General features: G+C 63.3%; 23 protein-coding genes. 12 read left to right on the top strand and 11 right to left on the bottom strand.

Annotation, left to right across the window (positions count from 1 at the left end):
• Positions 1-707: 707 nt before the first annotated feature.
• The 3 genes from NKI25_RS07930 to NKI25_RS07920 are packed head-to-tail and all read left to right on the top strand — an operon-like array spanning position 708 to position 4,194.
• Positions 708-2,222, top strand: a complete 1,515-nt coding sequence (locus NKI25_RS07930; protein WP_352998317.1) for an efflux RND transporter periplasmic adaptor subunit — start codon at positions 708-710, stop codon at positions 2,220-2,222.
• Between the two features lie 12 nt (positions 2,223-2,234).
• On the top strand, positions 2,235-2,978 hold the full coding sequence (locus NKI25_RS07925) for an ABC transporter ATP-binding protein (protein WP_352998316.1): 744 nt from the start codon (positions 2,235-2,237) through the stop codon (positions 2,976-2,978).
• A 37-nt stretch (positions 2,979-3,015) separates the two neighbouring features.
• Entirely contained in the window at positions 3,016-4,194 is a 1,179-nt protein-coding gene (locus NKI25_RS07920; RefSeq protein ID WP_352998315.1) for an ABC transporter permease, read from the top strand.
• 147 nt (positions 4,195-4,341) lie between these two features.
• On the opposite strand, the gene NKI25_RS07915 is transcribed toward NKI25_RS07920, so the two are convergent.
• The 5 genes from NKI25_RS07915 to NKI25_RS07895 form a co-directional block, all read right to left on the bottom strand.
• Positions 4,342-4,815 (bottom strand): DUF992 domain-containing protein, encoded by a 474-nt coding sequence (locus tag NKI25_RS07915; protein WP_352588240.1) that lies wholly within the window; start codon positions 4,813-4,815, stop codon positions 4,342-4,344.
• A 136-nt stretch (positions 4,816-4,951) separates the two neighbouring features.
• Positions 4,952-5,797, bottom strand: a complete 846-nt coding sequence (locus tag NKI25_RS07910) for a tetratricopeptide repeat protein (RefSeq protein WP_352588237.1) — start codon at positions 5,795-5,797, stop codon at positions 4,952-4,954.
• Positions 5,798-5,958: 161 nt separating this feature from the next.
• On the bottom strand, positions 5,959-6,231 hold the full coding sequence (gene rpsU / locus NKI25_RS07905) for a 30S ribosomal protein S21 (protein WP_023675331.1): 273 nt from the start codon (positions 6,229-6,231) through the stop codon (positions 5,959-5,961).
• Between the two features lie 263 nt (positions 6,232-6,494).
• Positions 6,495-6,881 carry an SET domain-containing protein gene (locus NKI25_RS07900; protein WP_352454023.1) on the bottom strand — a complete coding sequence of 129 codons (387 nt, stop codon included), beginning with the start codon at positions 6,879-6,881 and terminating at the stop codon, positions 6,495-6,497.
• A gap of 129 nt (positions 6,882-7,010) precedes the next feature.
• A complete protein-coding gene (locus NKI25_RS07895; protein WP_352755045.1) occupies positions 7,011-7,769 on the bottom strand; it encodes an SDR family oxidoreductase in 759 nt (252 codons plus the stop codon).
• Positions 7,770-7,965: 196 nt separating this feature from the next.
• Between NKI25_RS07895 and NKI25_RS07890 the strand changes: the two genes are divergently transcribed.
• On the top strand, positions 7,966-8,706 hold the full coding sequence (locus tag NKI25_RS07890) for a hypothetical protein (RefSeq protein WP_352588231.1): 741 nt from the start codon (positions 7,966-7,968) through the stop codon (positions 8,704-8,706).
• A 46-nt stretch (positions 8,707-8,752) separates the two neighbouring features.
• Here NKI25_RS07890 and NKI25_RS07885 read toward each other — a convergent pair whose 3' ends face one another.
• Positions 8,753-9,127, bottom strand: a complete 375-nt coding sequence (locus NKI25_RS07885) for a YrdB family protein (protein ID WP_352588229.1) — start codon at positions 9,125-9,127, stop codon at positions 8,753-8,755.
• A gap of 200 nt (positions 9,128-9,327) precedes the next feature.
• Here NKI25_RS07885 and NKI25_RS07880 point away from each other — a divergent pair, with 200 nt between their 5' ends.
• The 6 genes from NKI25_RS07880 to NKI25_RS07855 are packed head-to-tail and all read left to right on the top strand — an operon-like array spanning position 9,328 to position 15,147.
• Positions 9,328-10,581, top strand: a complete 1,254-nt coding sequence (locus NKI25_RS07880; RefSeq protein ID WP_352588227.1) for a sarcosine oxidase subunit beta — start codon at positions 9,328-9,330, stop codon at positions 10,579-10,581.
• Positions 10,581-11,003 (top strand): hypothetical protein, encoded by a 423-nt coding sequence (locus NKI25_RS07875; RefSeq protein WP_352588224.1) that lies wholly within the window; start codon positions 10,581-10,583, stop codon positions 11,001-11,003. The genes NKI25_RS07880 and NKI25_RS07875 overlap by 1 nt, the downstream gene beginning before the upstream one ends.
• Positions 11,004-11,011: 8 nt before the next feature.
• The gene (locus NKI25_RS07870) at positions 11,012-11,308 is read left to right on the top strand and encodes a sarcosine oxidase subunit delta (protein WP_292519105.1); all 297 of its coding nucleotides are present in this window, start codon (positions 11,012-11,014) and stop codon (positions 11,306-11,308) included.
• The gene (locus NKI25_RS07865) at positions 11,305-14,298 is read left to right on the top strand and encodes a sarcosine oxidase subunit alpha (protein WP_352588221.1); all 2,994 of its coding nucleotides are present in this window, start codon (positions 11,305-11,307) and stop codon (positions 14,296-14,298) included. Before NKI25_RS07870 ends, NKI25_RS07865 begins: the two co-directional genes overlap by 4 nt.
• The gene (locus tag NKI25_RS07860; RefSeq protein WP_023675340.1) at positions 14,291-14,869 is read left to right on the top strand and encodes a sarcosine oxidase subunit gamma; all 579 of its coding nucleotides are present in this window, start codon (positions 14,291-14,293) and stop codon (positions 14,867-14,869) included. Before NKI25_RS07865 ends, NKI25_RS07860 begins: the two co-directional genes overlap by 8 nt.
• Positions 14,870-14,922: 53 nt before the next feature.
• The gene (locus tag NKI25_RS07855; protein WP_023675341.1) at positions 14,923-15,147 is read left to right on the top strand and encodes a hypothetical protein; all 225 of its coding nucleotides are present in this window, start codon (positions 14,923-14,925) and stop codon (positions 15,145-15,147) included.
• Between the two features lie 103 nt (positions 15,148-15,250).
• On the opposite strand, the gene NKI25_RS07850 is transcribed toward NKI25_RS07855, so the two are convergent.
• Entirely contained in the window at positions 15,251-15,490 is a 240-nt protein-coding gene (locus tag NKI25_RS07850; protein WP_352588218.1) for a DUF680 domain-containing protein, read from the bottom strand.
• 177 nt (positions 15,491-15,667) lie between these two features.
• Positions 15,668-16,309, bottom strand: coding sequence for a TetR/AcrR family transcriptional regulator (locus NKI25_RS07845; protein ID WP_352588215.1), 642 nt, complete (start codon positions 16,307-16,309; stop codon positions 15,668-15,670).
• A gap of 343 nt (positions 16,310-16,652) precedes the next feature.
• Here NKI25_RS07845 and NKI25_RS07840 point away from each other — a divergent pair, with 343 nt between their 5' ends.
• Positions 16,653-17,012 (top strand): hypothetical protein, encoded by a 360-nt coding sequence (locus NKI25_RS07840; protein ID WP_352998314.1) that lies wholly within the window; start codon positions 16,653-16,655, stop codon positions 17,010-17,012.
• 41 nt (positions 17,013-17,053) lie between these two features.
• Here the strand turns inward: NKI25_RS07840 and NKI25_RS07835 are convergent, their stop codons facing one another.
• The 3 genes from NKI25_RS07835 to NKI25_RS07825 form a co-directional block, all read right to left on the bottom strand.
• A complete protein-coding gene (locus NKI25_RS07835) occupies positions 17,054-17,548 on the bottom strand; it encodes a MaoC family dehydratase (RefSeq protein WP_031211357.1) in 495 nt (164 codons plus the stop codon).
• A 39-nt stretch (positions 17,549-17,587) separates the two neighbouring features.
• On the bottom strand, positions 17,588-18,403 hold the full coding sequence (locus NKI25_RS07830; RefSeq protein WP_023675346.1) for an SDR family oxidoreductase: 816 nt from the start codon (positions 18,401-18,403) through the stop codon (positions 17,588-17,590).
• Between the two features lie 506 nt (positions 18,404-18,909).
• Positions 18,910-19,737: a MurR/RpiR family transcriptional regulator gene (locus NKI25_RS07825; RefSeq protein ID WP_023675348.1), complete on the bottom strand. Its 828-nt coding sequence runs from the start codon at positions 19,735-19,737 to the stop codon at positions 18,910-18,912.
• Positions 19,738-19,882: 145 nt separating this feature from the next.
• Here NKI25_RS07825 and NKI25_RS07820 point away from each other — a divergent pair, with 145 nt between their 5' ends.
• Positions 19,883-20,707: an N-formylglutamate amidohydrolase gene (locus tag NKI25_RS07820; protein WP_352998313.1), complete on the top strand. Its 825-nt coding sequence runs from the start codon at positions 19,883-19,885 to the stop codon at positions 20,705-20,707.
• Positions 20,708-20,711 lie beyond the last annotated feature (4 nt).

Below are 20,711 nucleotides of genomic sequence, written 5' to 3'. Positions count from 1 at the left end.
ACAGTCGTACTGGAGCACGACAATGGGCGCTGCCGATTTGCGCAGGCCAAGTATTGCGGCGATTCTGTGCGCCGCAGAGGGCCCTTCATCCGAAAGAGTCTTGTCACCCGAAAGAGTCTTGGGAGGCCCGGCGGCTTAAAGCCGTTGCTGGCGGCCTCATAACTTCCGCATCCCCCACAGCATAATCGATCGAGCCGAATCGAGGGCTTTGTTGCGCCCTCATGCTGCCGACCAGTGCCAGAGATGGCCTGCGCAGCACACTCTAGCTCTGGCAAAATCGGAGGAGAACATGATTATCAGACATAGTGGTTTAAAGGTGGCCGCGGTTGTCGCCTTCTGGGGCGGAACACTGTTGCTCGGAACAGGCGGAGCGCTAGCGCAGACCTGTCCCGGCGTATCGCAGACACAGTGCGAAGACTTCTGCGCCGCCGGGGGATCCACGGTGGCGTCTTGCACGAAGACCGGCGCCACTCCGGACTGCGTGTGCAATGAGACCACGAAGGATGTGAATGGCAATGCATTCGGCACGGCAACGCAGGATACGGCTGAAGGCCAAGGCAACATTGGCAACAAGACCGAGACGGCCTGCGAGGGTAATCCCGGCCACTGTAAGTAGTAATATCCGAAATTTCGAATAAACATCTATGTATTTGGCTGTTGACGGGTTTATTCTATAGGTTTGTAGAATTCCTCTGCGGCACTGCCAAGTGCAGATAAAAGAGCTGGAAGGGATTACCTTTCCCTTCCGGCTCAGAGGTGGTCAGAACATGATGCGCAGCGTTTTGTTCGTTACGGTAATCCTCGGCGCGGCGGTAACGCCCGGGAGTTCCATGGGACCGACACCATCGGCGACTTCCGGCCAGGTTTTGTCGGCCTTCAATCAGCTCTCAGCTCTCCTCGAGCCGTCCTCGATCCGGCCCGATACCCCCGCCTATCGCACGCAAGCCGTGGAGCGCGGCGATATCGTCACAACGGTGCAGGCGGCTGGCACGCTGAACGCGCTAGTTATGGTGGAAGTCGGTTCTCAGCTCTCGGGTCGGGTGAAGGAACTCTATGTCGACTTCAACTCCAAGGTCACCAAAGGCCAGGTCATAGCCCGGGTTGAGCCGGAGATTTACGAAGCGAGAGTAGCGCAAGCCCTTGCCGAACGGGAGATGGCGCAAACGCAGGTTTCGGTACATCGGGCGCAGATCGAGCGGGCCAGGGCAGAGATGGAGACCGCCGAGGCCAGATATGATTCTGCCGCCGCACAGACTACACGCGCCGAAATCGCGCTCGATGGTGCGGCGCAGGAAGTGAATCGCAAACGTTCCCTGGCTAAGCAGAAGATCATCGCGGTGGGTGAATGGGAGCGGGAGAATACCGCGCACAATTCTGCCAAGGCGCAGGCGACTGCCGCCCAGGCCGAGGAACTGTCGCAATCGGCAGTCGTTCGAGCCGCCAAGGCGACCCTCAACATGGCAGAAGCGGAACTCGCCAACACGCTTGCCCAGGTGAAGCAGAAGGAAGCGGTGCTTCAGCAGGCCCAAATTGATCTTGACCGCACCTATGTACGCGCGCCGGTCACCGGCACGGTGGTCAATCGCGCCGTCAGTGGCGGTCAGACCCTGGCGGCTAGCCTGCAGACCCCGATACTGTTCACCATAGCTCAAGACCTGACTGAGATGCAGGTGGAAGCTTCTGTGGTGGAAGCCGACATTAGCCGTTTTGCGCTCGGGCAGCCGGTTACTTTCACTGCCGATGCCTATCCCGACCGAATTTTCACCGGCACGGTAAAACAGATACGCAAGGCACCGCAGGTCGTTCAAAACGTCGTCACATACATAGTGGTGGTCGGTACGCAAAATTCCGATGAGCTGCTGTTGCCCGGCATGACCGCCAATCTGAGCGTGGTAATGGCTAAACGACAGGGGATCTTGAAAGTGCCCAATGCGGCCCTGCGTTTTCGGCCGCCGAGTGATACCGGGGACGAGGCGCGATCGACCGCGCCGGCCATTGCCAAAACGGGCGTAGAGGCGGGAAGCCCGGGCGAGGTATTTGTATTTGGGCCAGACCGCGAGCCGAAGCTTGTTTTGCTCCGGCTTGGAATCACCGACGGTCGTGCAACAGAGGTGCTGGCAGGCGACCTGACTGAGGGGCAGCAGGTCATTACGGGGCTTGCCACTGCTCCGCGTCGGGACGATGACGCGTCTTCCGTCCTGGTCAAGTTCCGGTTGTGGTGAGGTCAGGTATCCATGGCTCTGATTGACGTCGACCGGCTGCGCCATTGCTACCGTGTTGGCGGAGAGCCGGTGTGGGCGCTCGAAGGGGTGACCATGACGATTCAACGAGGCGAATTCGTCGCGGTGATCGGATCTTCAGGATCGGGCAAGTCTACCTTCATGAACATACTGGGCTGCCTCGACAGTCCGAGTGAAGGCCGCTATCGGCTGAACGGGGTAAACGTCGGTGGACTCCATCACGATGAACTCGCTGCGATCCGCAATAGGAACATCGGTTTCGTGTTTCAGTCGTTCAATCTGCTGCCGCGGGCCAGCGCACTAGAAAATGTGGAACTGCCGCTTGTCTATCGCCGCATGCGGGCTGGTGAGCGGCGGCGCGCAGCGCTGGCGATGCTGGCCAAGGTAGGGCTCGCCGATCGGGCCAGACATACTCCTGCCGAACTCTCGGGCGGACAACAGCAGCGCGTTGCCATTGCCCGCGCCCTGGTGACGGAGCCTTTACTTTTACTGGCCGATGAACCCACTGGTGCGCTCGACAGCCAGACAGGGCTGGAGATCATGGCAATTTTCCGCCGACTCAATGGAGAGGGCCTGACCATTGTGCTGGTCACCCATGAGGCTGAGATAGCTGCCCATACGGATCGCATTGTAGCCTTTCGAGACGGCCGCGTTCTGTCAGACACCCCTGTCATACAGCAGGTCCGACCTTTGGATGACACTCGCCGTCTAGCGCTGGCGTACAACAATGTCCGGTAGCACAAGAACCGCCCTGCGATCATTACGCTCCCATCATATGCGCAGCGCGCTCACCATGTTGGGCATCATCATCGGTGTGGCCGCTGTCGTGGTGATGATCGCGATCGGGGTTGGTGCGCGCGAACGGATCACTGCGCAGATCCGCAGCCTCGGCGCCAACCTCATCAGCGTCAGTCCGGGCAGTGCGAAGATGGGCAGCGTCCGGCTTGGGGCCGGTGGCGCGCCGCGGCTGAGTGAAGAGGACGCGGCGGCGATCGGAATGGAAATCCCCGGCGTCGTGGTGGCGGCGCCACTCCTCTACGCCCGCGAGCAGTTCACGATCGGCTCCGCCAATTGGCAAGGCGTGCTTCGCGGCGTGACGCCGGAATATTTCTCAGCGCGCGAGTGGAGGGTTATTGCCGGGCAGGAGATGACCCCGGAGGACAACAACCGCGTCGCCAACGTGGTGCTCCTCGGAACGACGATGCGGGAGAAGTTGTTCGGAAAAGCCGATCCGCTAGGCGCCGCGATCCGCATCCGCGACGTGCCGTTCACGGTGATCGGACTGCTGGAGCGGAAGGGCCAGAGCGTGTGGGGCGATGATCAGGACGATGTGGCACTTGTGCCGCTGAGGACGGCGCGACGTCAGTTCATTGGCACGAGCCGTGCCAATCCGACCTTCGTACACAACATCACCGTCAAGTTCGCCGATTGGACCTCGGCCGAGGGCACGATGGCAGCGATCCGCCAACTCCTGTGGCAGCGTCACCGGTTGCGGACAGGTCAGGAAGACAGCTTCATGGTGAGCAACCTCGCCGAAGCTGCGAATGCCGAAGGTTCGACCACACGCGTGGTGTCGCTGCTGCTTTCGGCGGTGGCCTCAATTTCGCTGGTCGTGGGCGGGATCGGCATCATGAACATCATGCTGGCGACGGTGACGGAGCGGGTCCGCGAGATCGGACTGCGGCTTGCGGTGGGCGCGCGACGGCGAGATATCCTTGCCCAGTTTCTCGTTGAGGCAGCAACGCTTGCCCTGCTCGGGGGTATTCTAGGTGCTGGTATTGGGATTGTTGCTGCAATCGCCGTTGGGTCTATCGCTCAATGGCCGGTGATCATCGATCTCAGCGCCATCCTGCTGGCTATCGGCTTTGCCGCGGCTGTAGGCGTCTTTTTCGGCTACTATCCCGCCCGCAAGGCCGCAAGCCTACAGCCGATCGAAGCGCTGCGCGCAGAATGAGTTTGGCGCCACCGCGCGATCATCGGTCAATTTCGAAGCCGCACGGCGCCCAATCAAAAGGCTGCCACGCGCCGGCGACTACGCGGCGCGGAACCGTCCTATCCCGGCGCATGATGAAAGGCCATGGGCCGTATTTGCCAGAGGCCGCTATTTGAACGAATGGATCAGGTCCAGCGAAGTGACGGCGACCGCCAGGTTGACGCCGGTCTGTGCCTGGACACTGAGCGGCTGCAGCGAAAAGGCGCTGTCGAGGCCGCCGACCAGGAGATTGGCGCCGCCACCGGTGACCACGCTGGCCTCGGCGTTCACGCCATAGTAGCTGCCGGCAAGGTCACCTTCATCGTGGTTGCGGGTCGCCGCCAGAACCGCCCATACCAGCTGGCCCTGATGCGTCCGGCCGACATCGACGCCGAGCTTGGAAATCACCCCTGTATAGACTTCAGAGGGGCCGCCACGATGCGGACGAAAGACACAGGAGACACCCTTGTTGGAGGTGACGAGATAGGCCGTGCCGCCGTCGATGGTGCAGTCGAGCACGCCGAGCTGGAGCCTGCTGGCGCTGGCGGGAGCGGCAACGACGGTCGTGGCGAGAGCAGCGGCACAAGCGAGTTTCTTGATCATGGCAGGGTCCTTTCGAAATTGCCTTGTACAAACGGCTGAGCACGCCGAGCGTTCCGCCGAAAACTTGGCGCCAGCAAAGCGAAGCTAAACGCAGGGTTGTCGGAGTGCGGAAACGGAGGCCCGATTAACCGGCCGCTCAGCCGGCACTGGTGCGGGCCAGGCCGTCCTTGGCCGGCTGGTAGGTCGGATTGAGGTGCACGGCCTCGCGGTAGGATTTCGCGGCCCTGACCTTGTCGCCGCGCCGCTCGTAGATCAACGCCTGGTTGGACCAGGCCTCGGCATTCTTGCCGTCGAGCTTGATGGCCACGTTGAAGTCGGCGAAGGCATTGTCCTCGTCGTTCATGGCAAGGTAGGAGAGGCCGCGCCCGTTGTAAGGCTCGGAGGCATCCGGCGCCAGCGAAATGGCGGTCGAGAAATCCTCGATGGCAAAGGCGTGCTGGCCCTGACTCTGATAGATCAGGCCGCGATTGTGATAGGCGCGCGCATCGGTCGTGTCGAGCTGGATGGCTTTCTGGAAATCGTTGAAGGCTTCCTGGACCCGGCCCGCCCTGCGGTAGAGATTGCCGCGGCCGATATAGGCGGCGTCATAGTTGGAATTGATCTGGATCGAGCGGTTGTAGTCGGCAAGCGCGCTTGCCTGATCACCGAGGAAGCGCTGGATGAGCGCCCGGTTGGAATAGGCCTGGTAGAAATTCGGATTGAGCTGGATGGCGGTGTTGAAGTCCTTGAGCGCCGCCTGGTACTGGCCGCCGCGGCCATAGGCCGAGCCGCGCACATTGTAGGCTTCCGGATCCTGGGGGTTGCGCTGGATCACCGCCGACAGTGAGGAGATGTTCTCGGTCGAGGCTTGCGCCTTGTCGATGTTGTTGAACTCGCCGGTCGGAACGCTCTGGCAGCTGGCAAGCGCCATCCCGGAAAGCAGGGCTGCCGTCAGGGCGAGGCCGCGCCACGCGGTTCTGCGCTCTACGGTGATTGCGTCCATGTCTGCCCTGTCCTTACTGCGCCGTCTGGTCCGTTCCCCCTCCGAACCGGCATCTCTCCCAACCGGTCCTCTCGGACCGGGTCGAACTCACAACAAAAAGGTGGCGGCGATTCCGCATCGCGCCACCTTGGATATCCTTGGAAAAGGACGAAAAATTGACGTCAGAACCGCGGCGGACGCGGAGCACCGGCACCGGCAGCACCGGCCGCGACCGGACGCGGCGTCATCGGCAGCAGGCCTTCACGCTGGGCGCGCTTGCGGGCCAGCTTGCGGGCACGGCGCACGGCTTCCGCCTTTTCACGGGCGCGCTTCTCGGAGGGCTTTTCGTAATGTCCGCGCATCTTCATTTCGCGGAAGATGCCTTCGCGCTGCATCTTTTTCTTGAGCGCGCGAAGCGCCTGATCAACATTGTTGTCGCGGACGAGTACCTGCACGTGCAATCCTGTCTTTCGGTTTGAAATCAACAGGCAAGCGGCCATAGCCGCAAGCCTCCGCGGCGCGTTACACCACGAATTGGGGCGGCTGATAGCAGAATCAAGGGGCGCTGTCCACAGCCGATTGAGAGGCGGTGCCGATCCCGAAACGAGAAACCCGCCTCGGCGGCGGGTCTCTGGTGAATCAGCACCATACGCAATTTAGTAGCATAGCTGCCGGCACAAAGCAAGAACAAAATTCGCCTTGGGTCAGATAGGCGCGGCTATGCCGTGGCCAGGTGGAGCTGCTCGAAACCCTCGAAGAACTCGCCGTAGTCGCAGGTTATCTCCTCGCCGGCGGCGATGTCGCGGGTCGCGGTGGCCCCGCCATATTGCGAAAAGTCGGTGTTCGGCTTGTCGGCGTGGTTCATGAAGCGGCCATTGTCGACCTCATAGACCATGAAGCCCGGCCGGTCCGGACTGGGATAGGCATATCTGTCGAGCAATTCCTTGAGGTGCGGCGGCGCCGTCTCGTATCTTTCCATCGGGATCAGCCGGTCGAAGTCCGGATCGAGCCGCCAGATCTGCGCCCCTTTCCGGATCGGCTCGGCGGCGAACACGCCGACGCCTTCGATTGCGCTTGCAGCGATATACGTCCTGATCAGCAGCATGTTTCCAACCCGTTTTCGAGGAGAAGACGGAATCGTCAAATCGCCGGGAAAAGCAAGACCGGTTTTTCCGGCATTGCGGCTGGCGGGCTGACATTGCGGCTGGCGGGCCGACGCCAACCGCGAAACGCTTCACGTGCGGGTGATCGAGACACCGCCGTCGGCGAACAGTGCCGTGCCGGTGGTGAAGCTCGATGCATCGGAAGCCAGGTAAAGCGCCGAGCGGGCGATCTCCTCTGGCTCGGCGACGCGCTTCAAGGCATGCAGGTTTTCGACGAACGCCCGCGATTCAGGTGTGTTGAATGTCGCCGAAGGCGTGTCGGTGCCGCCCGGCAGCAGCGCGTTGACCCGGACGCCCTTGGCGCCAAATTCGGCGGCCAGCACCTGCGTCAATCCGATCAGTCCGGCCTTGCTCGCGGCATAGCTGGTCATGCCGGGCATGCCGAGCGTGTGGCCGACGAAGGTCGAGGTGAAGATCAACGACCCGCCGCCGCGTTCGACCATCGCCGGCACCTGGTATTTCGCGCCGAGAAAGGCGCTGGTCAGATTGGTATCGAGCGTCTCGCGCCAGCCCTTCAGCGACAGCTCAGAAACCGGCCCCATCCTGCCGACCGAGCCGGCATTGTTGAAGGCGATGTCGAGCCCGCCGAATTTCTCGACCGCCAGGTCGACCAGGACTTTCGCGTAGGCTTCGTCGCGGACGTCGCCGGCAAGCGCAATGGCGGTGCCCTCGGCGTCTTCGATTTCGGCAACCAGCGCATCGAGTTCCGCCCGGCGGCGGGCGGCGACGACGAGCCTGGCGCCTTGCTCGGCAAAGAGTTTTGCCGTGGCGCGGCCGATCCCGGAACTGGCGCCGGTGACGATGGCGACCTTGTTGGTGAGTGCGAACATTTTCTGCATCCTTTTTTCGCGCCGGCTCTGGCCGGCAATCGGGATGCTTGGTCGCAAATCGGGGCGGCGCGAGCCACCCGATACCTGCGCTGCCCTCGACAGCCCTTCTTGACGTCCGCTTGCCACCAGGCTACGGATCGTCATCCAAAACTCGCGGGTGGACGCGCCACCCATTCCAATGACCCCCCAAGACATAATGAGCAGGTTGTTGGCCCCCGGCTTCGAGGGCGACAGCGAGTTGACGTCCGCCCTTCAATCGGAATTTGGCAAAGGCTTTCCGATAGAAAATCTCCGGCCGCTGCTGACGTCCGGCAACCTTCATACCCAAGCCGCCGCCGCTTTCTTGGTGGCCGAAGCCAGTCCCAAAACAAGCTACAAGATGAATTGCGTTGTCGCGGAAATAGCCGATCTGCTCGACAGCGAATCTTCGGGCATCCGGTGCGACGCGATCGAGGCGCTTCTAGGGTGCACCACGCCTGCGGACGGCACCATTCTCGGCCGCGTGATGCTGCGGCTGGATGACGAACATGCCGGCGTTCGGTGGAGGGTCGTCCAATTCATCTGCCTTGCACAGCGCTGGCAGCTAAGGCTTGCGGTGGAAAATGCCGCCGCGCTTCGTCTGGACTCAGCTTTCACGACACTGGTCGACGCCTATGGTCACTATGTCATGCCGAGTTCCAAGGACCTGCCACGGTTACTCGAACATCCGGATGCGGTTTTGCGGCGCTTTGCGGCGGCAGTGGCGATCAGGCCACGCGAGGTGATCGTCGAGCGCTTCGTTGCCATGGCGGAGCAGTCGAACGACGCGGAAGTTCGCAAAATCGCGGCCGATTGCCGTGAGGGTTATTTGCGATCGATCTATGCAATCGGGCCGTGCATCGTAAAGCGTGCTCCGGCTGACCCAACGAAAAGCGAAGCTCAGAACAGCGACCAGTGAAAGCACGGCGCAAACGGCAAGCGCCGTCGCAAACGGTGCAAGGCCACTATTGCCTAAGCAGCCAGCCGAGCCGATCGAGCGAAAATGCGTAGCTGACGGCGATCAGCAGGGCGACGGCCATGCCGGCCGTCGTGTAGCCGGCCAGGTGGAATCCGGCAGCGCCGCCGAACAGGATGACGAGTTCGAGCACCAGCCGCAAACCGCCCGGCACCGGAACCGGCGCCCGCCCCGAGCGGCTCGGATCGTTCGGCACCGCGAAGATTCCCCAGAGCGCGGCGGCAACGAACGGCAATGCCACGGCAAGGATCCAGCGCCACATGCCCGCTGAGAGGCTCCAGCCCGCCATGCCGAGGCCGAGCAAAGCGGCGAGCTCCAGCAAGAAGCGCAATGTCAGATTCCACCAGACGTTAGCCACCGCCATAATCCTCCGATCGTCAGGCGACGGATAGCGGTGGAAGGCAATTGCATCAACCTGCCCGGATGCGGCTTTTTCACCACGGCGCAAAACGGCAAGCGCCGTCGCAAACAGTGCAAGGCTGGCAGCACGGTTTCGCTAGTGATACAAGCTCGCGCGCCGGGGCTGGCTGATCTGCCCTGCCGCCATTTGCGAGGCCTGCGACGTTGAAGAAATACTCGGTATTCGCCATCGCCCGCGAGGCCATGCGCGGTCATAGAGGCTGGGAGGAACAGTGGTCCTCGCCGGAGCCGAAGAAGGAGTACGACGTCATCATCGTCGGCGCCGGCGGCCACGGCCTGGCCACAGCCTATTATCTCGCCACCGTGCACGGCATCACCAACGTCGCGGTATTGGAAAAAGGCTGGCTCGGCGGCGGCAATACCGGGCGCAACACCACCATCATCCGCTCGAACTATCTCTACGACGAGAGCGCCGGCATCTACGACCATGCGCTGAAGCTGTGGGACGGGCTCAGCCAGGAGCTCAACTACAACGTCATGTATTCGCCGCGCGGCGTCATGATGCTCGCCCACAACATCCATGACATCCAGGTGCTGAAGCGGCACGTCCACGCCAACCGGCTGAACGGCATCGACAATGAATGGCTGACGCCGGAGCAGGCCAAGGAATTCTGCCCGCCGCTCAACATTTCGCGCGATGCACGCTACCCGGTTATGGGCGCCTCCCTGCAGCGCCGCGGCGGCACGGCGCGCCACGATGCGGTCGCCTGGGGCTATGCGCGCGGCGCCTCGGCGCGTGGCGTCCACATCATCCAGAATTGCGAGGTCACCGGCGTCAAGCGGGCGCCGAACGGCGCGGTAACCGGTGTCGAGACGACGCGCGGCTTCATCGGCGCCAGGAAGGTCGGCGTGGTTGCCGCCGGGCATTCGTCGGTGATCATGAACATGGCCGGCGTGCGCATGCCGCTGGAAAGCTATCCGCTACAGGCGCTGGTATCGGAGCCGGTCAAGCCGGTGGTGCCTTGCGTGGTGATGTCGAACACGGTGCATGCCTATATCTCACAGTCCGACAAGGGCGAGCTGGTCATCGGCGCCGGCACCGACCAGTATGTCTCCTATTCGCAGACCGGCGGCCTGCACATCCTCCAGCACACACTCGACGCGATCTGCGAGATGTTCCCGATCTTCACCCGTATGAAGATGCTGCGCTCATGGGGCGGCATCGTCGACGTGACGCCGGACCGTTCGCCGATCCTGGCCAAGACGCCGGTGCCCGGCCTCTATGTCAATTGCGGCTGGGGCACAGGCGGCTTCAAGGCGACGCCGGGTTCGGGCCATGTCTTTGCCCATACGATCGCCAGGGACGATCCGCACCCGATCAACGCGCCCTTCACCATCGAGCGCTTCCGCACCGGCCGCCTCATCGACGAGGCGGCGGCGGCAGCGGTGGCGCACTGATGATGACCGAGATGGCCATCGCTATGCCGCTGATGCTCGCCGGCGAGCAAGGCCTGTTCCATATCCCCACGCCAGAGGAGGTGCGCCTGCAGCCCATCAGCCGGGCCGGCAATGAAGCAGATTGGCCGTTTTCCGTCGACGAGGGTGTACTCGCCTGCGCCTGGAGCGCCGGTCAGAGAGTGGTCACCTTTATGGAGAACCGGCCAGCCGATCTCGAGGAAGGCGAAAAATTCGAGCGGCGCTACGTCATCGTGACGACCGAACCGATGACGCTTTCGGTCGGCAATATGGCGTATCGCGACCTTTTCCGCCCGGTAGCCAGCATCGAGGAGCGCATCCGGCTGGTGGCGCCCTTCGTGACGATGGGCCAGAGGCTTTGCGACCAACCTGCCGGCGCTCGCGTCGGCCACGGCGAACTGTAGGACCGACCATGCTTCTCATCCGCTGCCCCTATTGCGAGGAAGAGCGTCCGGAGCTCGAATTCCGCAACGCCGGCGAGGCGCATATCGCGCGTTCCCCAAACATCGCCGGCGAGAGCGACGACGATTTTGAAAAGTTCTTTTTCATCCGCTCCAATCCCAAGGGGATCATCTATGAGCGCTGGCGGCACATGCATGGCTGTGCGCGGTTCTTCAATGCCGTGCGCGACACCGTCAGCGACAGGTTCCTGATGACCTACAAGGCCGGCGAACCGAAGCCCACCAAGCTGCCGGGAGCCGCCAAATGAGCGCCACGTTCCGCATTGCCGGCGCCGGGCGGCTCAAACAGGCAAAGATAGCTGGCTTCAGCTTCGACGGCCGCCCCTATACCGGCATCGAGGGCGATACGTTGGCCTCGGCGCTGCTTGCAAACGGCGTCCATCTCGTCGGCCGCTCGTTCAAGTACCACCGGCCGCGCGGTTTTCTGTCGGCCGGCGCCGAAGAGCCGAACGCGCTGGTCGAGATCAAGCGCGACGCGGCACGCAAGACGCCGAACGTTCGTGCCACGGTGCAGGAACTCTATGACGGATTGACCGCACAGTCGCAGAACTGCTGGCCGTCGCTCGCTTTCGACATCGGTGCCGTCAGCAGTATTGCCTCGCCGATGCTTTCGGCCGGCTTCTACTACAAGACCTTCATGTGGCCGAAGGCCGCGTGGAAAAACCTCTACGAGCCCAAGATCCGCGCCGCCGCCGGTCTCGGCGTCGCTCCTGACCAGCCGGATCCCGACCACTATTCGGCGCGCTTCGCCCATTGCGAGGTGCTGGTGCTTGGCGGCGGTGCCGCGGGCATCGCCGCGGCATTGGCCGCGGCCGAGACCGGCGCGCGCGTCATCCTTGCCGACGAGCAGGCGGAATTCGGCGGCAGCCTGCGCTTCGAGAGCGGCGCCAGGATCGAAGGCCAGGACGGTTTTGCCTGGGCGCAGTCCGCTGTTGCCAAGCTCCGGACGATGGACAATGTCCGCGTGCTGCCGCGCACCACCGCCTTCGGCTATTACGCGCAGAATTTCGTCGGGCTGGTCGAGCGCGTCAGCGACCATCTGCAGAATCCCGGCCGCGACCTGCCGCGCGAGCGGCTGTGGCAGGTTCGCGCCAACCGCGTGGTGCTGGCGACCGGCGCCATCGAGCGCCACATGGTGTTTGCCGAAAACGACCGGCCCGGCATCATGCTGGCGTCGGCGGCGCGCACCTATCTCAACCATTACGGCGTCGCCGTCGGCAGGAATATCGGCGTCTATACGGCGAACGATTCCGCCTATGCGGCGGCGATCGACCTGAAAAAGGCCGGCATCAACGTGGCGGCGATTGTCGACCTGCGCGACAACCCGACCGGGCCGGCGATCGACGAGGCGAGGGCGCTCGGCATCGAGGTCAATTTCGGCCGCGCGGTGATCCGCGCCGGCGGCAAATTGCGGGTGTCGTCGATGACTGTGCAGCCGAAGAATGGCGGCGGCGAACGCACCATGCCGGTTGACGCAATCCTGATGTCGGCCGGCTGGACGCCGTCGGTGCATCTGTTCTCGCAATCGCGCGGCAAAGTTGCCTTCAATGACGAGAGCAAGCGCTTCGTGCCCGGAATTTATGCGCAGGACTGCGTCTCGGTCGGCGCCTGCAACGGCACCGACGGGCTGTCGGCGACGATCGACGAGGCCTACGCGGCCGGCGCCAAGGCGGCCAAGGACGCCGGCAGCAGGCCGGCCAAGGGCACCAAGCCGAAGGTCGACGCCGGCGAGAGCTGGTCGCGCGGCATGCTGGGTGCAGCACCCGGTGCCGGATCGGATACGACGGTCAAGGCCTTTGTCGACTTCCAGAACGACGTCACCGCCAAGGACATCCGCCAGGCAGTGCATGAGGGCATGCGCTCGATCGAGCACGTCAAGCGCTTCACCACCAATGGCATGGCGACCGACCAGGGCAAGACCTCCAACATGCACGGCCTGGCGATTGCCGCCGAGACGTTGGGCAAGCCGATCCCGCAGGTCGGGCTGACGACGTTCCGGGCGCCCTATACGCCGGTGACATTCGGCTCGATCGTCGGCCACGCGCGGGGTCCGCTGTTCGACCCGACCCGCAAGACGGCGATCCATCCCTGGGCAGAGCGTCAAGGCGCGATGTTCGAGGATGTCGGCCAATGGAAGCGCGCCTGGTATTTCCCGAAGCCGGGCGAGGACATACATGCGGCCGTCGACCGCGAATGCGTCACGGTGCGCAAGACGGCCGGCCTGTTCGACGCCTCGACGCTGGGCAAGATCGAGGTGGTCGGGCCGGATGCGGCCAAATTCATGGAACTGCTCTACACCAATCCATGGGAGAAGCTCGAGCCCGGCCGCTGCCGTTACGGCATCATGCTGCGCGAGGACGGCTTCATCTATGACGACGGTGTCGTCGGCAGGCTTGCACCCGACCGTTTCCATGTGACGACGACGACCGGCGGCGCGCCGCGCGTCATGAACCATATGGAAGACTATCTCCAGACCGAGTTCCCGCATCTCAACGTCTGGCTGACCTCGATCACCGAGCAATGGGCGGTGATTGCCGTGCAGGGACCGAAGTCTCGCGACATCATTGCGCCGCTGGTCGAGGGCATCGACATGTCGGATGAGGCGCTGCCGCATATGTCGGTGCGCGAAGGCCGGATCTGCGGCGTGCCGACCAGGCTGTTTCGCATGTCGTTCAGCGGTGAGCGCGGCTTCGAGATCAACGTGCCGGCCGATTACGGCGAGGCAGTCTGGGAAGCGCTATGGGCCGAGGGCCAGAAGCATGGCGCCTGTGCTTACGGCACCGAGTCCATGCATGTGCTGCGCGCTGAAAAGGGCTACATCATCGTCGGCCAGGATACCGACGGCACGGTGACGCCGAACGACGCCGGGCTCGACTGGGCGGTCGGCAAGAAGAAGACCGACTTCGTCGGCATTCGCGGCATGGCGCGGCCGGATCTGGTCGCCAAGGGCCGCAAGCAGCTTGTCGGCCTGAAGACCAGGGATCCCAAGGTGGTGCTGGAGGAGGGCGCGCAGATCGTCGCGGACCCGAAGCAGGCAATCCCGATGAAGATGATTGGCCATGTCACCTCGAGCTATTGGTCGCAAAATTGCGGCCGCTCGATCGCGCTGGGGCTGGTCGCCGGCGGCCGCGATCGCACGGGCGAGACGCTCTATGTGCCGATGCCGAACGGGGTGATCGAGGTGGAGGTCACCGGCATGGTGTTCTTCGATGAGAAGGGGGAGCGCCTCAATGGCTAAGGCCGCTTTGAAAACCGACGCCGCCGGACCCTCAGTCGAACGCCGTCCGGCTCTCGCCGGCCAGTCGCTTTCCGCCGCCGGCGTTACACTTGCCGTGCTGCCGCCGGCCGAGCGCATATCGCTGCGCGCGCCGGAAGCCTCGATTGCGGCACTTTCGAAAGCGCTCGGCGTCGTTCTGCCGCAAAGGCCGAAAACCTCGGCGGCAAAGGCCGGACGCACGGCCTTGTGGCTCGGGCCGGACGAATGGCTGGTCATCGACGAGAGCGGAAAAGATCCGCTCGCCGACTGCGCAAGCATTTCCGTACTGCATTCGGCGGTCGGCATCTCGCACCGCAACGTCGCCATATCGGTTACCGGTCCGGCTGCCGCGGCGACGATCAATGCCGGCTGCCCGCAGGATCTGTCGCTCGACGCCTTTCCGGTCGGGGCGGCGTCGCGTACCATTCTCGGCAAGGTCGAAATCGTGCTGTTGCGCACGGCGGCCGACGCGTTCCGCGTCGAATGCTGGCGTTCCTTTTCCGATTATGTCTTTACTTTTCTGTCGGAGGCAGCGCGCGACGCGGCAGCATAGGCATGTTCGCCGCGCCCGACCGTTCTGCGACAGCGAGCCGAGGGAGAATGCAAATGCCGCCGAACTCCGCGCCGAAGTCGCCGGTCAAGACGCCGGCCGTGCGCTCTTTCGAAGACGAGCAGCGCACTGGGACGGATATCGAAGAGGAACTCGAGGAAGGCCTCGAGGATACATTCCCGGCCAGCGATCCGGTGTCGATCACCGGAACGGCCATTCCCGGCGCACCGGCAAGACCCGGCAAGCCCAAAAGCGTGGTGGGACAGAAGCGCAAGAAGTGATCTGCGCGGGGTGACAAAAAGCAGGGCTGAGGCCGGCACGATGGGCGGCCGGAAATTGCTGCCGCCCTTTCGTTTCCTCACCGCGTATTGTCGCCCGATCGGCTCAGAAGCTGCTTGGCACGATCCACGGGTCGATGCCGATGCCGAGCCTCGGGCCCTTGCTGCCGGCCTTGTGGGCCGCGGCATCGGCCTTTTCAAGCGATCCGGTTGGCGCGCAATCAAGCTTAGCACCGGTTTTGGTGTCGACGCAGGCCGCTTCTTGCTTGGCTGGCTGACTGCTGCCGGCAAATGCGGCGCCAGAGAGCGCCAGCAGGGCGGCGAGCGTGAGGATTGCCTTCTTCATCGTCGGTCTCCGGTTCAGCTATTGAATTTCTCGTACATGTACGGCATTGCGCACAGATACGCCCTGGCCTCCCGGTGTTCAAGCAAAATCGTACGCGTACGGAGAATTGCCGAACGCTCGGCGCCGCAGCGCAGATCGGTCGGAGAAGATCCTGCAGATCGGGAGGAGCGCCGCTCTTCAGCAGTTGACCGGCGGCGTGAGCGGCGCAATCTCGTGCGCGGCGATGGCTTCGAGCATGATGTCGCCGATCCGTGTGATGAACGTCGTCTGGTCGCCGAACGGGTAGAACGGGAAGGTGATCAGCAGCGAGATGGCGCCGTGGCCGACCGCCCACAGCATGGCGGCGATGGCGCGTGGATCGCCTTTGAGCCTGCCGGCGGCAACGCAGGCTTCGACCCTCGCGATCAGCATTTTCATCGCCGGGTTGCCGCTCTCCATTTCGGCGAAGGTCTTTCCGGCTGGCGGCCTGACTTTTTCGGTCATGAAGACGGTGCGGTATTCGTTGGGATTTTCCAGCCCAAAGGCGGCGTATTCGACAAGCACCGCCTTGAGCGCCTCGATCGGGTCGTCGGCCGTATGATTTGCGATGCGCCTGGCCAAGGTCTCGAAGGCATCCTCGGCCAGCGCGAACAGGATGTCCTGCTTGTCGGCGAAATAGGAATAGACCGACATCGGCGCATAGCCAACGCGCTTGGCGAGCTTGCGGATGGTGAGGCCGTCATAGCCTTCTTCCTGGACAAGCTTGTGCGCGGCGTCGACAAGTTCGGAACGCAGTTCGGCCTTTTGTTTTTCGCGGCGCTCCTGGACGCTTAGCTGCAACTTTCCACTGCCTTATGACTGATGGCTGGATGCAGCATATATACGCTGTACGGCGTCGGGCAAGGGTGGCACGAAGCAGAAGCTTGACTGTCGTATGGCTGGCGATCGCGCTCGGCTTCGCCATGGAAGCTCTCATTCTGACCGTCAGATTTGCGGCAGGTGCCTACCCCGCGACGACGCAGGTTCTGATCGAACTGGCGCAAGGCGTGACCTGGTGGTTCTTGGTCTGTGCCGGCGTCAGCCTCGGCACGGCGCTCACCAAGGTGCGCGCCTCGCTCGGTGGCCTGATCGGTGCGATTTCGGCGCCACTGGCGATGGGCATCGCCAAAGGACGCAAAAGGTTATGGTCAGCGCGCTGGACGCGGCGGCAAAGCCGGCCATCCTGTCGCTCACGACCCTGGGTGTGCTGCGGGCGATCGAATACGGGCTGCTCGGCTGGACACTGGCGTCGCTGGCATCGAAGGAAGAACCGCGTCCGCTCCATTTCGCGCTGGCAGGCGCCCTGATAGGCGCGGTATTCGGCGGCGGCATCACGGTGCTGACCATCGAGACGGCCGCGGCAAATGACGCTGCTCTCGCAATGCCACAGGCGATCGCAACCGGCCTCAACGAGATCGTGTTCCCGATCGGTTGTTCACTGGTCGTCTACATTGCGCTGCAGGTCAGCCGTCACATGAAGTACGTCGCGGCCGAAGCTAAATAGATTTGGCACAGATAGATTTGGGCTTCTCCGCCTGACGAGAGTCAGACCGCTTCCGGCTGGCGTTCGATCAGCGTCAGCGTCAGCCAGCGCGCGGTCAGCGCCGGTTTTTTCGAGCCCTCGATCTCGATCGTCACGTCGTGCGCCGTCTGCACCCACCCCGACGGCCTGACCTTGACGTCGGCCAGCACGAAACGGGTGCGGATGCGCGAGCCGGTCTTCACCGGCGCCAGGAAGCGCAGCGAATCGAAGCCGTGATTGACGCCCATCTTGCTGTTTTCCAGCGGCGGCATGGTTTCGAAGGTCATCGCCGACAACAGCGAAAGCGACAGGAAGCCATGCGCGATGGTGCCGCCGAACGGCGTTTCGCGGCTGGCGCGTTCCGGATCGCAATGGATGAACTGATGGTCGTCGGTGGCGTCGGCGAACTGGTCGATCATGCGCTGGGTGACGACCCGCCATGGCGACACACCGACTTCCTTGCCGACGTTGGCCAGAAGCACATCGAGACTGATCGGTTCCACGCTGATGTCCTCCATCTTCACCCCCGGCATTTCACTCGCCGGATGGCGTGCGTCTCATTCCTTGAACAATGTCAGCCCGTGTTGCACCGACTGCCCGCCATCGATCGGCAGGATGGCGCCGGTGACATAGCTGCCGGCCCGGCTGCACAAATAGAGCGTTGCGCCGGCAATGTCATCCGGTGCGCCGATGCGGCCGATCGGAACGTGGTTGCCGATATGTCTTGCCTGGTCCTCGGTGCCGGTGGCGAAGGCCGTCATCCGGCTCTGGAAAGGGCCAGGCGCAAAGGCGTTGACGGTGATGCGGCGGGCGGCGAACTCGATTGCCAGGATGCGCGTCAGGTGGTGAACCGCGGCCTTCGAGGCCGAGTAGGAGTAGGCATCTTCGGCTAAAGGCTGCGTGCCCATCACCGATCCGAGGTTGATCACCCGGGCCGGGTCGGCGTCGCTGGCCGCGGCCTCGAGCAGAGGCAGCAATTCGCGCGTCAGGTGGAAGACCGAGGTGACGTTGACGCCGAACACCTTGGCCCAGGCATGGTAGGGAAAGCTTTCCAGCGGCGCGCCCCAGGAGATGCCGGCATTGTTGACCAGGATATGCAGCCGCTCGGTCCGCGCCCTGACCTCGGCCACAAGCGCCGCAATGCCGGCCTCGCTGGAGACGTCGCCGGCAAAACCTTCCGCCCGGCCGGATGCGCCAAGGCCGTTCAACTCGCCCGCTACCCTGACGCAATCCTCGCTCTTGCGCGAGGCGATCATCACCGCGGCGCCGGCCATGACCAGAGCGGTCGCCGCCATGCGGCCGATGCCGGTCGCGGCGCCGGTGACCAGCGCCGTCTTGCCGGCGACTGAGAACAGCTCGTCCAGATAGCTCATCGAATTCCTCCGTGCAGTTCACCGCGCTTTGGTTCAGGAAGCGGCTTCGCGTCGACAAGGCTAGCCGAACTTCGATCATGCTTGCCATGGGTAAAGTAGCTGGGGTGGGGCACGCTTTAGCGGCTGAATGGTTAAGCCCGAAATGCAAGGTGGTCATTCGGCCGTGACATGGGTCGGATGAATGATGCGGCCGTGCCCGTTAGCGAGCACCTTGGTAAGCTGTTCATTTCGCGCGTGAACCAGTCGTCGTTACTCCTCCGCCCCAGCCGCAGGCGGGTCTTGAGGAGTTGGGAGGTGGCCGAGCAGTGGGGCGGGACTGACATTCGTATTCGTGGACGGGGACTATGCTTTCGGGGGGAAAGCCATGGGTAAGAAACAACGCACCGTCCTGCTGGCAGCGGTTTTTGCGACTGTCTTTGGCGTCTTTTTGCTGATCCTGATCCTGCAGATGATCAGTTTTTTAGAGGACTAGACCGAAGCGAAACGCGTCCCTTTCCGGAGGGGCTCTACCGCAGGCTTTCCAGCTCGCGGATGCGTTTGGCGCCGTCGGCCTCGAGCTGCCTTGTGACGGCGCCAATCAGCGCTTCGGCAACGACGAAAAGGGCGGCGGATGAGTCCCAGGCCGAAGGCACGGCGGTGCGCCCGGCGATGACGTGGCGGGCGAAGCGGGCGATCGGCGACAGCCACTGGTCGGTAAACAGCACGATCTGCACGCCACGCTGGTTGGCCGTCTCGGCAAAGCGGACCAGGCTGTCCTGGTAGCGCCTGATGTCGAAGATCACCAGCACGTCGCGCTTACCCATGTCGATCAGTCGGTCGCGCCAGACGCTTTCCTGCCCGCCGAGGTGAAAAACGTTGGGCTGGATGATGGCGAGGTGGGCGGCCATGTAGCGCGCCAGCGGGTCGGTGAAGCGGCCACCGATCAGGAATGTCTTGCCGCGCCGGTCGGCAAGCTTGGCGACGATGTCGGCAAGCTGTTTGTCCGAGAGATGCCGGAAGGTCTCGCGCATGTTGTCGAGGGTCGCCTCCAGCATCGGCGACACGGCGCTGCTGCCCGGCGATGGCGGATTGAGCGTGCGCGAGGCCGGCGACTGCAATTGCGCCGCCAGCTCGTCTTGCAGCGTCGACTGGAATTCCGGATAGTTCTGGAAGCCGAGCCGGGCGACGAAACGCAGGATCGTGGGCGATGATACGCCGGCCGTAGCCGAGAATTCGGCGACCGTCTTCAGCCCGATCAGCGGATAGCTGGCGATCAGCGCTTGCGCTGCGCGCCGCTCGCCTGCCGGCATGGTGCCGATGCGGTCGGAGATCAGTTCGGCAATGCTGGAAACCATGTTTTTCCCCACCCTGGCCGTGCCGTTAGCGCATTATCGAAATCGCGTTTGACAAAGCCGGCCAAACTGTATGAAATCATCCGCAGGGACGCAATGAGGCAAAATACGTAACATACGATACAGCGCTCCCCGGGGACAGCAGACAATGGAGACAGCACGGCCCGCCAGCCTTGCATCGCCTGAAACCGTAAGGGTGACGAACCCCGGCGGATCGAGCCCCTTCGTGCTGACCTGCGACCACGCCTCAAATTTCCTGCCACCGGAATTCGGAACGCTCGGCCTTGCCGCCGAGGATCTTTCCCGCCACATCGCCTGGGATCCCGGCGCCTTGCCGGTGGCGCGCCGCATGGCCGAGGCGCTCGATGCGACGCTGGTCGAGACCTGCATCTCGCGGCTCGTCATCGACTGCAACCGCCCGCTCGACGCGCCGGACCTGATAGTGACGGTCAGCGCCAGCGAAAAAACCGTGGTCCCGGCCAACCAGGGACTTTCGGCCGACCAGCGGGAGGCGCGCATCGCGCTGGCGTGGCGACCGTTTCACGAGCGGATCGCAACGATCGTAGACGAGCGCCTGGCGGCCGGGCGGGAGACCAGGCTGGTCTCGATCCATTCCTTCACGCCGCTCTACAAAGGCAAAAGCCGGCCCTGGCACATCGGCATCATCCATGACGAGGACCGCCGGCTGGCGGCGCCGCTGATCGGGGCGCTGAAGCGGCTCGCCGGCGTCACCGTCGGCGTCAACGAACCCTATTCGCCGGCCGACCGGGTCTATTTCACGCTGGAACGCCATGCGCGCTCGCGCGGGCTGCCTTGCGCGATGATCGAAATCCGCAACGACGAGATCTCCGGCGCGGCCGGGCAGCGGAAATGGGCGGATCTGCTCACCGGCATTTTTCTCAATCTGGAGCCCGAGGCGGCCAATGGCCCCAGACCAAGCGCAGTCGGAAAGTCAGTTCAATCGGCCAGCTAAGAAA

Source organism: Mesorhizobium sp. M0808 (assembly GCF_040320025.1).
Lineage (GTDB): Bacteria > Pseudomonadota > Alphaproteobacteria > Rhizobiales > Rhizobiaceae > Mesorhizobium.
This window is presented reverse-complemented; position numbering and strand designations above follow the sequence as displayed.

What these genes read in the sequence shown, in the direction of transcription:
- NKI25_RS07825 (WP_023675348.1), bottom strand. Translation starts at nt 19,737, where the DNA reads ATGGTTTCCAGCATTGCCGAACTGATCTCCGACCGCATCGGCACCATG.
- NKI25_RS07830 (WP_023675346.1), bottom strand. Translation starts at nt 18,403, where the DNA reads ATGAGCTATCTGGACGAGCTGTTCTCAGTCGCCGGCAAGACGGCGCTG.
- NKI25_RS07920 (WP_352998315.1), top strand. Translation starts at nt 3,016, where the DNA reads ATGCGCAGCGCGCTCACCATGTTGGGCATCATCATCGGTGTGGCCGCT.
- NKI25_RS07885 (WP_352588229.1), bottom strand. Translation starts at nt 9,127, where the DNA reads ATGGCGGTGGCTAACGTCTGGTGGAATCTGACATTGCGCTTCTTGCTG.
- NKI25_RS07910 (WP_352588237.1), bottom strand. Translation starts at nt 5,797, where the DNA reads ATGGACGCAATCACCGTAGAGCGCAGAACCGCGTGGCGCGGCCTCGCC.
- NKI25_RS07865 (WP_352588221.1), top strand. Translation starts at nt 11,305, where the DNA reads ATGAGCGCCACGTTCCGCATTGCCGGCGCCGGGCGGCTCAAACAGGCA.
- NKI25_RS07875 (WP_352588224.1), top strand. Translation starts at nt 10,581, where the DNA reads ATGATGACCGAGATGGCCATCGCTATGCCGCTGATGCTCGCCGGCGAG.
- NKI25_RS07840 (WP_352998314.1), top strand. Translation starts at nt 16,653, where the DNA reads ATGGTCAGCGCGCTGGACGCGGCGGCAAAGCCGGCCATCCTGTCGCTC.
- NKI25_RS07925 (WP_352998316.1), top strand. Translation starts at nt 2,235, where the DNA reads ATGGCTCTGATTGACGTCGACCGGCTGCGCCATTGCTACCGTGTTGGC.
- NKI25_RS07855 (WP_023675341.1), top strand. Translation starts at nt 14,923, where the DNA reads ATGCCGCCGAACTCCGCGCCGAAGTCGCCGGTCAAGACGCCGGCCGTG.
- NKI25_RS07915 (WP_352588240.1), bottom strand. Translation starts at nt 4,815, where the DNA reads ATGATCAAGAAACTCGCTTGTGCCGCTGCTCTCGCCACGACCGTCGTT.
- NKI25_RS07890 (WP_352588231.1), top strand. Translation starts at nt 7,966, where the DNA reads ATGAGCAGGTTGTTGGCCCCCGGCTTCGAGGGCGACAGCGAGTTGACG.
- NKI25_RS07835 (WP_031211357.1), bottom strand. Translation starts at nt 17,548, where the DNA reads ATGGAGGACATCAGCGTGGAACCGATCAGTCTCGATGTGCTTCTGGCC.
- NKI25_RS07860 (WP_023675340.1), top strand. Translation starts at nt 14,291, where the DNA reads ATGGCTAAGGCCGCTTTGAAAACCGACGCCGCCGGACCCTCAGTCGAA.
- NKI25_RS07870 (WP_292519105.1), top strand. Translation starts at nt 11,012, where the DNA reads ATGCTTCTCATCCGCTGCCCCTATTGCGAGGAAGAGCGTCCGGAGCTC.
- NKI25_RS07900 (WP_352454023.1), bottom strand. Translation starts at nt 6,881, where the DNA reads ATGCTGCTGATCAGGACGTATATCGCTGCAAGCGCAATCGAAGGCGTC.
- NKI25_RS07895 (WP_352755045.1), bottom strand. Translation starts at nt 7,769, where the DNA reads ATGTTCGCACTCACCAACAAGGTCGCCATCGTCACCGGCGCCAGTTCC.
- NKI25_RS07850 (WP_352588218.1), bottom strand. Translation starts at nt 15,490, where the DNA reads ATGAAGAAGGCAATCCTCACGCTCGCCGCCCTGCTGGCGCTCTCTGGC.
- NKI25_RS07820 (WP_352998313.1), top strand. Translation starts at nt 19,883, where the DNA reads ATGGAGACAGCACGGCCCGCCAGCCTTGCATCGCCTGAAACCGTAAGG.